The 12,109-nt window shown below is 72.6% G+C and carries 11 protein-coding genes; 4 read left to right on the top strand and 7 right to left on the bottom strand.

All coding sequences use genetic code 11. The features are described from left to right. Positions 1-45 precede the first annotated feature (45 nt). The 5 genes from BCL76_RS27960 to BCL76_RS27940 all read right to left on the bottom strand — a co-directional run bounded on the left by BCL76_RS27960 (position 46) and on the right by BCL76_RS27940 (position 7,771). The gene (locus BCL76_RS27960; protein ID WP_146228436.1) at positions 46-1,197 is read right to left on the bottom strand and encodes an ALF repeat-containing protein; all 1,152 of its coding nucleotides are present in this window, start codon (positions 1,195-1,197) and stop codon (positions 46-48) included. Between the two features lie 162 nt (positions 1,198-1,359). Continuing rightward, a complete protein-coding gene (locus tag BCL76_RS27955; RefSeq protein ID WP_109782159.1) occupies positions 1,360-2,769 on the bottom strand; it encodes a lysine N(6)-hydroxylase/L-ornithine N(5)-oxygenase family protein in 1,410 nt (469 codons plus the stop codon). Beyond that, positions 2,766-4,193, bottom strand: a complete 1,428-nt coding sequence (locus BCL76_RS27950; RefSeq protein ID WP_109782158.1) for a pyridoxal phosphate-dependent decarboxylase family protein — start codon at positions 4,191-4,193, stop codon at positions 2,766-2,768. The genes BCL76_RS27955 and BCL76_RS27950 overlap by 4 nt, the downstream gene beginning before the upstream one ends. A gap of 642 nt (positions 4,194-4,835) precedes the next feature. Next, positions 4,836-7,373: an aminopeptidase N gene (gene pepN / locus BCL76_RS27945; protein ID WP_109782307.1), complete on the bottom strand. Its 2,538-nt coding sequence runs from the start codon at positions 7,371-7,373 to the stop codon at positions 4,836-4,838. A gap of 41 nt (positions 7,374-7,414) precedes the next feature. Further along, on the bottom strand, positions 7,415-7,771 hold the full coding sequence (locus BCL76_RS27940) for a chorismate mutase (protein ID WP_109782157.1): 357 nt from the start codon (positions 7,769-7,771) through the stop codon (positions 7,415-7,417). Positions 7,772-7,917: 146 nt separating this feature from the next. On the opposite strand from BCL76_RS27940, the gene BCL76_RS27935 reads away from it, so the two are divergent. After that, positions 7,918-8,337 (top strand): hypothetical protein, encoded by a 420-nt coding sequence (locus BCL76_RS27935; RefSeq protein WP_109782156.1) that lies wholly within the window; start codon positions 7,918-7,920, stop codon positions 8,335-8,337. Next, entirely contained in the window at positions 8,334-8,672 is a 339-nt protein-coding gene (locus BCL76_RS27930) for a winged helix-turn-helix domain-containing protein (RefSeq protein ID WP_109782155.1), read from the top strand. The genes BCL76_RS27935 and BCL76_RS27930 overlap by 4 nt, the downstream gene beginning before the upstream one ends. Here BCL76_RS27930 and BCL76_RS39995 read toward each other — a convergent pair. Together BCL76_RS39995 and BCL76_RS27920 are read right to left on the bottom strand one after the other, a co-directional pair. Next, the gene (locus tag BCL76_RS39995; RefSeq protein WP_258309938.1) at positions 8,649-9,278 is read right to left on the bottom strand and encodes a response regulator; all 630 of its coding nucleotides are present in this window, start codon (positions 9,276-9,278) and stop codon (positions 8,649-8,651) included. The genes BCL76_RS27930 and BCL76_RS39995 overlap by 24 nt on opposite strands. A gap of 151 nt (positions 9,279-9,429) precedes the next feature. Beyond that, positions 9,430-10,182, bottom strand: coding sequence for a serine protease (locus tag BCL76_RS27920; protein WP_375137974.1), 753 nt, complete (start codon positions 10,180-10,182; stop codon positions 9,430-9,432). 176 nt (positions 10,183-10,358) lie between these two features. Here BCL76_RS27920 and BCL76_RS27915 point away from each other — a divergent pair, with 176 nt between their 5' ends. Both BCL76_RS27915 and BCL76_RS27910 read left to right on the top strand, forming a co-directional pair. Further along, a complete protein-coding gene (locus BCL76_RS27915) occupies positions 10,359-11,294 on the top strand; it encodes a hypothetical protein (protein ID WP_109782153.1) in 936 nt (311 codons plus the stop codon). A gap of 112 nt (positions 11,295-11,406) precedes the next feature. After that, complete coding sequence (locus BCL76_RS27910) at positions 11,407-12,093, top strand: HAD family acid phosphatase (protein ID WP_258309937.1); 687 nt, start codon at positions 11,407-11,409, stop codon at positions 12,091-12,093. Positions 12,094-12,109 lie beyond the last annotated feature (16 nt).

The raw sequence follows: 12,109 nt of genomic DNA, 5'->3' as shown, positions 1-12,109 counted from the left end.
TCGCGGTGTGCTGCGGCCGGCCACCCTTGTGTGGTGCGGGTCCGCTCAGCCTTCCGCGCCGGCGCGGCGCATCCGGGCGGCGAGCAGCAGTCCTGCGCCGGCGACGAGCGCGGTGCCCGCGCCGCCGGCGATCAGGGTGGTGTGGTCGCCGGCGCCGGTGGTGGCGAGGGGGGCGCCGTTGTTGCCCTGTGCGGTGACGGTGGTGTTGCCGGTGCCGGTGCCGGTGGTCGCAGTGCCGGTGCCGGTGTTGTTGTCCTTGGTGTCGCCGCCCTTGCCGGGGGCGGGCTTCTCCTTGTCCTTGGCGGCCTGGTCCTTGGCGCGGGCCTCGTGCTGTCCCGTCTTGAGGAACTCGGTCCGGTCGGCGGGGGTGCCGGCGAGTGCGGCGCGGCCCGCCTTGAGGAGTTCCGGACCGGCCCCGTCGATGATCTTGGCGATGGCGACGCGGTTGTCCTGGTCGCGCAGCTCGTACTGGGTCACTTCCAGGAAGTGGCGCAGTTCGGCCGGGGTGGGCGATCCGTTCATCAGCTTGCTGATGGCCGCGCTGAGGATGGGGCCGTCCCAGCCTTCGTCGATGCGGGCCAGCTCGACCAGGTCGTCCTGGGCCTGGGCGAGGTGGCGGCCGGTCTTGAGGAATTCCGTGCGGTCGGCCGGGGTGCCCTTGAGGGCCTTCTTCCCGGCTTCCTTGACGCCGGTGCCGCCGGTGCCGATCAGCCGGGAGATCTCGACCTTGTTGTCGTCGTCGCGCAGCTCGTGCTGGGTGACGTCGTAGAAGTGGCGCAGCTTCTCGATGGTGTTGCCGTGGGTGAGGACCTTGTTGACGCCCTCCTTCAGGCCGGGTCCGGCGTCCGGGAGGAGGCGGAGGATCGCGATGCGGTAGTCGTCCATGCGGATGTTGTGCTGGTCGACCTCGATGAACTTGCGCATGGCCTTGGGGCCGTCGGCGATGGCCTTGCGGCCGGCTTCCTTCATGAACTCGCTGGCCATCGGGTGGGCGATGATCGCGAGGATGGTCTTGCGGTCCTCTTCGGCCTGGTCGGGCGCGGTCGGGTCCGGGACGGCCTGGTCGGGCGCGGTCGGTGCCGGCTGGGTGCCGGTGGCCGGGGCGTCGGGTCCGGCGGCGAACGCCGGTGACGCCATGAGAACGGCCGGAGCAAGGGCGGCGGTGGTCACCGCTGCGGCGATCCGGGAAAACTTCACAGACAAAACCCCCTGGAAACGTTTCTTCGACAGAAGAGACGTTCGACCGGTGCGGATAGTTGTATCGGGAACGTTCCCGCCTCCTCGGTGCGTGGGACGGCGCGACGGGTCCGGGGGTTCGGTCCGGGGGTTCGGTCACCGGTCGGCACGGCCTCTGGGGGCTCAGGGGTGGTCGACGAGGGGGCGGAGTTCGCCGGCGGGACGGGGGCGGGTGTGTTCGCGCTGTTCGAGGCCGAAGGTGGTGAAGGCGGTGCGGTCCGGCTGGGGGTAGGGCTCCTTGCCGGTGAGGGTGTTGAGGATGGCGGCGCTGCGCCAGGCGGCGAGGCCGAGGTCGGGGGCGCCGACGCCGTGGGTGTGGCGTTCGCCGTTCTGGACGAAGATGCTGCCGCTGACGGTGGGGTCGAGGATCATCCGGTAGCGGTCGTCGATGCGGGGGCGGCCGGAGGAGTCCTTGCGCAGGTAGGGGTCGAGGCCTGCGAGGAGGCTGCCGAGGGGGCGTTCCTGGTAGCCGGTGGCGAGGACGACGGCGTCGGTGGTCAGACGGGAGCGGGTGCCCTGCTCGGTGTGTTCGAGGTGGAGTTCGACCTTGGTGGTGGCGACGCGGCCGGCGGTGCGGACGCTGACTCCGGGGGTGAGGACGGTGTCGGGCCAGCCTCCGTGGAGCGTGCGGCGGTAGAGCTCCGCGTGGATGGCGGCGATGGTGTCGGCGTCGATGCCCTTGTGGAGTTGCCATTGGGCGGGGACGAGCTGGTCGCGTACGGGTTCGGGCAGGGAGTGGAAGTAGCGGGTGTAGTCGGGGGTGAAGTGTTCGAGGCCGAGCTTCGAGTACTCCATGGGGGCGAAGGAGGGGGTGCGGGCGAGCCAGGTGAGGCGTTCGTGGCCTACGGGGCGGGCGCGCAGGAGGTCGAGGAAGACCTCGGCGCCGGACTGGCCCGATCCGATGACGGTGACGTGTTCGGCGCCGAGGATGCGCGCGCGGTTGTCGAGGTAGTCGGCGGAGTGGATGACGGGGACGGTGGGGGCGTCGGCGAGGGGGCGCAGGGGTTCGGGGACGTAGGGGGCGGTGCCGATGCCGAGGGCGAGGTTGCGGGTGTAGGTGCGGCCGAGGGCTTCGGCTTCGCCGGAGGCGTCGAGTTGGGTGAAGTCGACTTCGAAGAGGTCGCGTTCGGGGTTCCAGCGGACGGCGTCGACCTGGTGGCCAAAGTGGAGTCCGGGGACGCGGCCGGCGACCCAGCGGCAGTAGGCGTCGTACTCGGCGCGGTGGATGTGGAACTGCTCGGCGAAGTAGAAGGGGAAGAGCCGTTCCTTGTGCTTGAGGTAGCTGAGGAAGCTCCAGGGGCTGGCCGGGTCGGCGAGGGTGACGAGGTCGGCGAGGAAGGGGACCTGGAGGGTGGCGCCTTCGATGAGGAGTCCGGGGTGCCAGCGGAAGTCGCGGCGCTGGTCGTAGAAGGCGGTGGCGAGTTCGCCGGCGCCTTGTCGGGGCAGGCCCTCGGCGAGGGCGGCGAGGGACAGGTTGAAGGGGCCGATCCCGATTCCGACGAGGTCGTAGGGGGCGTCGAGCTGGGCGGTCATCGGTGGGTGCTGCCTTCCAGGAGGGAGATGAGCTGGTCCAGGTCCCCCGCTGTGGTGTGCGGGTTGAGCAGGGTGGCTTTGAGCCACAGGCGGCCGTCGGCGTGGGTGCGGCCGAGGACGGCGCGGCCTTGGTGCAGGAGGGTGCGTCGCAGGGTGGCGAGCTGGTCGTCGTCGGCGTGGGTGGGCCGGAAGAGGACGGTGGTGAGGGTGGGGGGTGCGTGGAGTTCGAAGCCGGGGTGGGCGTCGAGGAGTCGGGCGAGGTGGTGTGCGGTGTCGATGGTGCGGTCGATGAGTGCGGCGAGGCCGTCGCGGCCGAGGGCCCGGAGGGTGGTGGCGATCTTGAGGGCGTCGGGGCGGCGGGTGGTGCGCAGGGAGCGGCCGAGGAGGTCGGGCAGGCCGGCTTCGGTGTCGTCGGTGGCGTTGAGGTAGTCGGCCTGGTGGGCGAGGGGTGCTAGGAGGGCGGTGTCGGGGACGGCGAGGAGGCCTGCGGCGACGGGCTGCCAGCCGAGTTTGTGCAGGTCGACGGTGATCGAGTGGGCGCGGCCGAGTCCGGCGAGTTTGTCGCGGTGGCGGGGGCTGAGGGCGAGGAGGCCGCCGTACGCGGCGTCGACGTGGAGGTCGGCGCCGTAGCGGTCGCAGAGGTCGGCGATGCGGTGGATCGGGTCGATGAGGCCTGCGTCGGTGGTGCCGGCGGTGGCGGTGACGAGGGTGGGGCCGGGGGTGGTGCCGGGGGTGCCGAGGGTGCCGGCGAGGGCCTCGGCGAGGCGGGCGGGGTCGAGTACGCCGGCGGGGGGGGGGGTCTCGGTGGCCGGGGGCAGGCCGAGGAGCCAGGCGGCGCGGGGGACGGAGTGGTGGGCGTTGGCTCCGTGGGGGACGGTGAGGGCGGGGCCGTGGCGTTCGCGGGCGAGGAGCACGGCGAGTTGGTTGGCTTCGGTGCCGCCGGTGGTGACGAGGGCGTCGGCGTGGGGGGTGTCGTAGAACTCGGCGGCGAGGGTGCGGGTGAGGAGGGCTTCGAGGACGGAGGCGGCGGGGGCCTGGTCCCAGGAGTCGAGGGAGGGGTTCAGGGCGGCGGCGGCGAGGTCGGCGGCGGCCGCGACGGCGAGCGGGGGGCAGTGCAGGTGGGCGGCGCAGAGCGGGTCGGCGGGGTCGGCGGCGCCTGCGGCGAGGGTGTGCACGAGGGTGCGGAGGGCTTCGTGGGCGCCGGTGCCGTGGGCGGGGAGTACGCCGGCGTCGCCGAGTGCGGTGTGGACGCGGGCGGTGACGGCGGCGGGGCCGCCGGCGGGGAGGGGGCCGTTGCGTGCTTCGGCGCCGGTGGTGAGGGCGTCGAGGACGGTGTCGAGGAGGGGGCGCAGGGCGGTGGCGCCGGTGGGGCCTCCGGCGAGCGGGGGTGTCGCGTGTGCGCGGTTGCCGGGCGGCGCGGTCATCGGGGTCCTCCGGGGCCGGGTGGCCGGGTCGGCGGGGTGGCCGGGGTGGCCTGGTCGGCCGGGTGGCCGGGTCGGCCGGGCGCGGGCGGTGGGGGTGGTGCGGGCGGGGGGTGGTGCGGTGCGGGTGTGGCGGTGCGGTGCGGGCGGGGTGGGGCGGCATGCCCGGCTGGTACAACGATCAGACCCGAATGGGGTAACCGCCGGGGTTTGTCCGGAGTCGGCCGGTCGACCGACAGGGCTCCGTCGGAGTCGCGCCTCGAACACCGGCGGGGCCGGAACGGGCACGGCGGCGCCGGGGCGGTGGTCGAAGCCGGGCCCGGGGCCGCGGTGGCCGGGGCGGGGGCCACGGCCGGGGTGACAGCCGGGGCCGGGCGGCGGCCGCGGCCGGGGTGACGGTCAGGGCCGGGCGGCGGCCGCGGCCGGGGCCGGGCGGGACCGGGGCCGGGCGGGGCCGGGGTGGTGGCCGGGGCCGGGGCCGGGGCGGGGTGTCGTTCGGGACTGCATGATTTATGGCGCCTTGGCGGTGGCGCCGTGTACGGGCCGTTGTCGCGCCAACAAATCACGTTTTACGTCCCGAACGACACCCCACCCCGTCCCCGTCCCCGGCCTTGGCTTACCCACCCTGGATTTCGCGGCTCCCTGTCAGTTCTCCCGGGCCGTCCGGACCTTGAGGGCGCGGGACAGGTCGTCGAGCTGGTCGACCAGTTTGCGGCGCAGGAGCGGGAGGATGTCCGGGTCCTGGAGGCAGGTGTGGCCGGCCTGGAGGTTGGACTCGTCGATCGCGTACGCGGGGAACGCCCAGCGGCCGGCGGCTTCGCCGATGGCCGGGCCGCGGCGGGCGCCGAGTGCGACGGCCTCCGGGTAGTAGCGGGTGACGTACGGCGCGAGCAGTTCGGCCTGTTCGGGCTGCCAGAAGCCCTGGGCGGTGGCGCTGAAGAGGTAGTTGGACAGGCTGTCGTCGTGGAAGAGGCGGTCCCAGGCGGCGGCCTTGGCCTCGGGGGTGGGGAGGGCGGCGCGGCAGCGGGCGGCGCCTTCCTGGCCGGTGGCGCTGGTGTCGGAGGCCAGGGCGGCGTCGATCTCGTCCTCGCCGACGGCGCCGAGGACGGCGAGGCGGCCGAGGATGCGCCAGCGCAGTTCGGGGTCGAGGGCGGGGCCGCCGGGGACGGTGTCGTCGGTGAGCCAGGCGGCGATGGTGTCGGGCTGGGTGGCGCTGTCGACGAGGGTGCGTACGGCGGTCAGCCGCATGCCGGGTTCGGAGCCGTCCTCGGTGCGTCGGAGCAGGTCGCGGGCGATGGTGGTGAGGGTGGCGAGTGCGGCGGACTGCTGTTCGGGGGCGAGGTAGCGGACGGCGACCTGGGTGCGGGCGAAGGCGAGGACGCCTTGGACGATGGCCAGGTCGTCCTCCTCGGGCAGGTGTGCGGAGGCGGTGGTCAGGTAGTCGTGCGGGTCGAGTTCGCCGTCGCGGACCATGTCGCGCAGGGCGTTCCAGACGACGGCGCGGGTGAGGGCGTCGGGGATGCCGGAGAGGGCGCGCCGGACGGTGTCGAGGGAGGTGTCGTCGAGCCGGACCTTGGCGTAGGTGAGGTCGACGTCGTTGAGGACGAGGAGGGCGGGGCGGGCTCCGGTCACCGAGATGATCTCGTCGGAGGGGACGTCGAGGTCGAGGAGCTCGCGCAGTTCGAGGAAGCGGTCGTCGGCGGGGTCGCGGTCGTAGACGCCGACGGCGATGTGGTGGGGGCGGCTGCCGCGGCGGTCGACGGCGAGGGTCCAGCCGGCGGGGGTGTCGGGGCGGCCCTCGGACTCCTCGATGCGGGGGGTGAGGGTGTCGATGCCGGTGGTGCGCAGCCAGATGTCGGCCCAGGCGCGGACGTCGCGTTCGGTGTGGGCGGCGAGGGAGTCGATGAAGTCGGCGAGGGAGGCGTTGGCGAACTTGTGGCGGGCGAAGTGGGTGTTGATCCCGGCCAGGAAGTCCTTCTCGCCGAGCCAGGCGACGAGTTGGCGGAGGGCGGAGGCGCCCTTGGCGTAGGAGATGCCGTCGAAGTTGAGGAGGGCGGAGGCGGTGTCGGGGACGTCCTCGGGGGTGGGGGCGACGGGGTGGGTGGAGGGGCGCTGGTCGGCGTCGTAGCCCCAGGGCTTGCGGGTGACGCCGAAGTCGGTCCAGGTGTCGGTGAAGCGGGTGGCTTCGGTGAGGGTCTGGTAGCCCATGTATTCGGCGAAGGATTCGTTGAGCCAGATGTCGTCGAACCAGGCGAGGGTGACGAGGTCGCCGAACCACATGTGGGCCATCTCGTGGGCGATGACCATGGCGCGGGACTGGCGTTCGGTGTCGGTGACGGCGGAGCGGAAGATGAACTCGTCGCGGAAGGTGACCAGTCCGGGGTTCTCCATGGCGCCGGCGTTGAACTCGGGTACGAAGGCCTGGTCGTAGGAGTCGAAAGGGTAGGGCTCGGTGAACTTCTCCTGGTACCGGTCGAAGCAGGCCTTGGTGACGGAGAGGATTTCCTCGGCGTCGACGTCCATGTGGGGTGCGAGGGACTGGCGGCAGTGGATGCCGAAGGGCAGTCCGGCGTGTTCGGTGCGGATGCTGTGCCAGGGGCCGGCGGCGACGGCGGCGAGGTAGGTGGAGATGAGGGGGGTGGGGGCGGACTGCCAGATGGCGGCGCCGCTGCCGTCGGGGGCGGCGGCGATGCGGGTGGTGATGCCGTTGGCGAGGACGGTCCAGTGGGCGGGGGCGGTGACGGTGAATTCGAAGACGGCCTTGAGGTCGGGCTGGTCGAAGGCCGGGAAGACCCGCTGGACGTCGTCCAGGAACATCTGGCTGTAGACGTACGTCTGTCCGTCGGCGGGGTCGGTGAAGCGGTGCAGGCCCTCGCCGGTGCGGGAGTAGCGCATCCGGGTGTCGAGGCGCAGCTCGTGGGGGCCTTCGGTGAGGCCGGTGAGGGGGAGGCGGTCGTCGGCGAGGGAGGCCGGGTCGAGGGGGTTGCCGTCGAGGGTGACGGAGCGCAGCTCGACGGGCTTCAGCTCGATGAAGGTGTCTGCGGCGGTGCGGGCCGTGAACCGGACGACGGTGATGGAGTCGAACGTTTCGTCGTCGCCGGTGAGGTCGAGGGTGACGGCGTAGTGCTGGACGTCGAGGAGCTGGGCTCGGAGCTGCGCTTCGTTGCGCGTCAGTGCGGACATGGGGCCCATGCTGCCCCAGAGGGCGGCCGGACCCCGGACCTTTACTCTTCGCCCGCGGCGATCGTCTCGTGGTGGCGGATGACCTCGGCGATGATGAAGTTGAGGAGCTTCTCGGCGAAGGCGGGGTCGAGTTTGGCGTTCTCGGCGAGCTGGCGCAGGCGGGCGATCTGGCTGGCTTCGCGGCTCGGGTCGGCGGGGGGCAGCTGGTGCCTGGCCTTGAGGTGGCCGACCTGCTGGGTGCACTTGAAGCGTTCGGCGAGCATGTGGACGACGGCGGCGTCGATGTTGTCGATGCTGTCGCGCAGGCGGGCGAGTTCGGCGGTGACGCTCTCGTCGATGCCCGCGGCGTCGTCGCCCGCGCCCGTGCCGGTGCCGTTGTCGAGGTCGCTGATGTTCATGGTTCCCGAGAATACGTGGCGGCGGCCGTCACTTCCTCGGGCAGTCGGCCTGTGAGACGCCCGCCATCTACTTGCCGGATTGGAAAGTACTCGCCATAGTGGAAATCGACGGGGAACGATCATCCGTGTGCGAGCGAGGGGGAACCATGGAGGAGACGGCGAAGGCGGTCGGGGCGTTGGGCCGGGCGGTCGCTCTGGAGCGGGTGGCGCGGCAGCGCAGTGGCTGGTACGCGCGCTACCTGTGGGCGTTCGCGGCCGGGCAGCTGGTGCTCGTACCGATGGCCGTGCTGTGGCGGGGTCCGGTCTCGGGAGTGGTGTTCGGGGTGACCAACGCGCTGCTGGTGAGCGGGCTGAGCGTGTACGCGGCGCGGCAGCGCGTGATACGGCGGGGGTTCGGTGTGAAGCACGGGGTGACGATCGGGTCCTGGGCGGTGGTGTTCGCCCTGGCGATCACGCTGGGCACCTCGGTGTTCGGCCACGGCGTGGCCTTCGCGGCGGTGGCCGCGGTGGCGTGTGCGGCGGCGCCGGCCGTCGGCGCGTGGACCGAGACGCGAGGTGCGGCATGACGGACGAGCCGACCGTGGACGGCGGGGCGGAGCCGAAGCGGGGCGGGCATCCGCGGCACGATCTGGCGCCGTTGCTCAACGCGCCGGTGCGGCTGTCGGTGGTGGCGGCGTTGGCTCCGCTGGACAAGGCCGAGTTCGGTTTCGTACGGGACCTGGTCGAGGTGTCGGACTCGGTGCTGTCCAAGCAGGTCGCGGCACTGGAGGAGGCGGGCTGGGTGGAGGTCCGCAAGGGCCGGGTCGGGCGGCGTCCGCGCACCTGGCTCTCGCTGACCACCGAAGGCCGGGCGGTCTACCAGCGGCATCTGGCGGCGCTACGGGCCATCGCGCTGGGCTAGGCCGGTCGGAGCGGCGGGGTGGCCGTGACGAGCGGGCCGCCCTCGGGTGGGCCGGCTGCGCCGAAGCTTCCCGGGGCTCCGCCCCGGACCCCGCGCCTCAAACGCCGGCGAGGCTGGATCAGGGGCCGGACCGGAGCCCGGCGGGAACACCGGCGCGGCTGGGATCGGGGCACGACCGGAGCCCGCCGTGAATGCCGGCGAGGCTGGATTCGGGGCCGGACCGGAGCCCGGCGGGAACACCGGCGCGGCTGGATGCGGGGCCGGTTCGCGGAGCAGGTGGACCGTGATGGCGGGTGGGACGAGGGAGTCGCCGACGGTTGCCGCGCGGACCGCTTCAACCAGCAGGGCCGGGCCGGCGTCCTTCAGGGGGAAGGCGCACGCTCCGCCGTGGAGCGCCGTGTGGACGTACTCGTCGAGGTCGAAGGTGGTGACGATGACGATGCGCGGCGGGTCGGGCGTGCCGGACAGGTGCCGGGTGACTTCGAGGCCGTCGAGGAGCAGGACGTCCGGCCGGTGCTCGGCGACGGCGACGACCTCGGTGTCCGGCACGTTGTCGAGGATCCTGACCATCTCCTGGTCGTCCGCGATGACCACTCCGGTCGTCATGCGCCACCTGGCCCACGCACGCCCGCTGCCGCCACCGGTCGTTCCCCAGGGGACCGGGGCGCGGGTCGGCCCGCAACCGCACCACACGCGGCCTCGCCCTTCCGGCCGCTGCGTGGGGGGCCGGAAGGGCGAGGGGGCCGGGCGGTGGGGGCTACATGCCGGCCGCGGCGCTCTTGATCGCGGCGGCGAAGGTGGAGACCTCGGTGTAGACGCCGGGGTAGTTCGGCCGGGCGCAGCCTTCGCCCCAGCTGACTATGCCGACCTGGATCCAGGCGTTGTTGTTGTCGCGGCGGAACATGGGGCCGCCGGAGTCGCCCTGGCAGGTGTCGACGCCGCCCTGGGGCAGGCCGGCGCAGATCTCGTCGCTCGGGACGAGGTCGTTGCCGTACGCGGCCTTGCAACTGGCGTCGGAGACGAACGGGACGGTGGCCTTCATCAGGTAGCGCTGCTGGCCGCCGCCTTCACGGGTGGCGCCCCAGCCGGCGACGGTGAAGGTGCCGCTGTCGAAGGCCTTGGTGTCGGCGATCTTGAGGGTGGGCAGGTTGATGGGCTTGGCGAGCTTGATGAGGGCCCAGTCCTTGCCCTTGCCGTTGTAGCCGGGGGCCTGGAGGACCTTGGTGGACTTGACCTTGATGGCGCTGGAGCTGTTGAGGTCGACGACTCCGGCGGTGGCGGTGATGGAGGTGTTGTTGCCGGAGCCGCTCACACAGTGGGCGGCGGTGAGGACGATCTGCTGGGTGTAGAGGGCGCCGCCGCAGCCCATGGAGAGGCGCACCATGAAGGGGAACTCGCCCTGGGCGGCGCGGGTGCCGCCGACGACGGGTGCCGGGCCGGCGGTGGCGGTGCCGGGCTGGAGGCTGACGGCGGCGAGGGCGACGGCGCCGACGGCGAGGGTGCGCTTCATCAACTGCACAAGGGTGGTCACAGTCAACACACTGCCTTTCGTGGGGGGTTGGGCTGTGCGTGCGCGTCATCGGGTGAATGACGGGTCCATGACACAACAGGCGTGTGGCAGACATCAAGAAGGCAATTTCGGCCAACTCCCGCCCCAGCGACAGGGATTGCGGTAAGGAGGGCTCGATGACGCAGAACCGGGGGCGGAACGGACCCGTCGAGCACGGATTTCCGCATCTGGCGATCGTGCGCGCCTCGATCACCGCGCTCTTCCGTCGGCTGTCGGCCGACGGGATCCGCGCCTACGACACGAGCTTCGCCCCCGCGGACGCCGCCTTCGACGCGGGCGACGACCTCCACCTGGGCGCGCAGCGGGTGGCCGCCGCGACGGTGCGGGCGCTACGGCTGCCCGACGCGCGCATGGTGGTCTCCTTCCGGGAGATGGAGCAGGCCGCCACCGTGGAGCTCGCCGCGGGTCCGGAGTACTTCGTCGAGGTCAACGACCGCTTCCGCACCCACCGCCGGGACCTGGCGGCCGCCCTCGCGCACGAGGTGACCCACGTCCTGCTGCACCGCCTGGACCTGCGCTTCCCGGGGACCACCGAGAACGAGATCCTCACCGACACCGCCGCCACGTACCTGGGGGCGGGCTGGCTGCTCCTGGACGCCTACCGCGAGGACGCGCTGACCCACCAGCGGTTCGGCTACCTCACGCCGGAGGAGTTCGGCTACGTCCTGGCCAAGCGGGCCGCCCTGTTCGGCGAGGATCCGGCCACCTGGTTCACCAGCCCCCAGGCGTACGAGGCCTACGTGCGCGGGCGCGCGCAGGCCGAGCGCGACCACCGCCGGGCCCCACTGACGGCCGCCGGGCCACTGGCGCGGCGGCGGTACGCGAAGGCGCGGCGCGCCGGAGCGGGTACGGATGCCGGGGCGGAGGTGGGTGTCGGGGCGGGTGCGGGTGCCGACGGCTCCGCCTACCGCTTCGAACGGGACGGGAGTGGCGCCGGGTTGCGGGTGAGCTTCCCGTGTCCGGTGTGCGCGCAGCGGTTGCGGGTGCCGGTGGGCGGGCGGTTGCGGGCCCGGTGCGGGTTGTGTCGCACCGTCCTCGACTGCACGACGTAGATCCATTCATCACGCGGCCACGAAAAGTTTCCTACCGGCCAGTAGACAGGGGGTCGGTTCTCGCCAACTCTGGTCACGTACATGCCAATCCCGTGACCGAGGAGCGCCCCCCATGCGCAGCACCCGCCGCACCCGTATGCCCCGTACCGCCGCCGTCGGCGTCGCCGCGGCGGCCGCCGTCCTGACGCTGGTTCCGGCCGCCGTCGCCCAGGCGGCGCCCGTCCCGGCGCCGGCGCCCGTGTCCGCGCCGTCGGCCGCCCCGGCCGCCTCCGCGCCCGGCGGCAACGCCGCGATCCTCGGCATCGACTACGCCACCTGGCAGCGGGACGTCGCCGCCGTGATCGACGCGGCCCGGCCCGCCATCGAGGCGCGCATCGCCGCCTCGCCCGCCGGGGAGAAGCCCGCCCTCGTCCTGGACATCGACAACACCTCGCTGGAGACGGACTTCCACTGGTTCTGGACCTTCCCGACGCCCGCGATCAGCAAGGTCCGCGCGCTGACCCAGTACGCGAGCGCGCGGGGTGTCGCGATCTTCTTCGTCACCGCCCGCCCGGGGATCATCCACTCGCTCACCGAGCACAACCTCAAGGCCGTGGGCTACCCGGTCTCGGGGCTCTACGTCCGTGACCTGCCCGACCTGTTCGACGAGGTCAGCGCCTACAAGACGGGCAAGCGGGCGGAGATCGAGGCGCGCGGCTACACGATCATCGCCAACATCGGCAACAGCCCGACCGACCTCGTCGGCGGTCACGCGGAGCGCACCGTCAAGCTGCCGGACTACAACGGCAAGCTCTCCTGACCCGGCAGCGGTGACG

This window comes from Streptomyces sp. CG 926 (assembly GCF_003148825.1).
Taxonomy (GTDB): domain Bacteria; phylum Actinomycetota; class Actinomycetes; order Streptomycetales; family Streptomycetaceae; genus Streptomyces.
The sequence above is the reverse complement of the archived record's forward strand: the minus strand, read 5'-3'. Positions and strand labels throughout refer to the sequence as shown.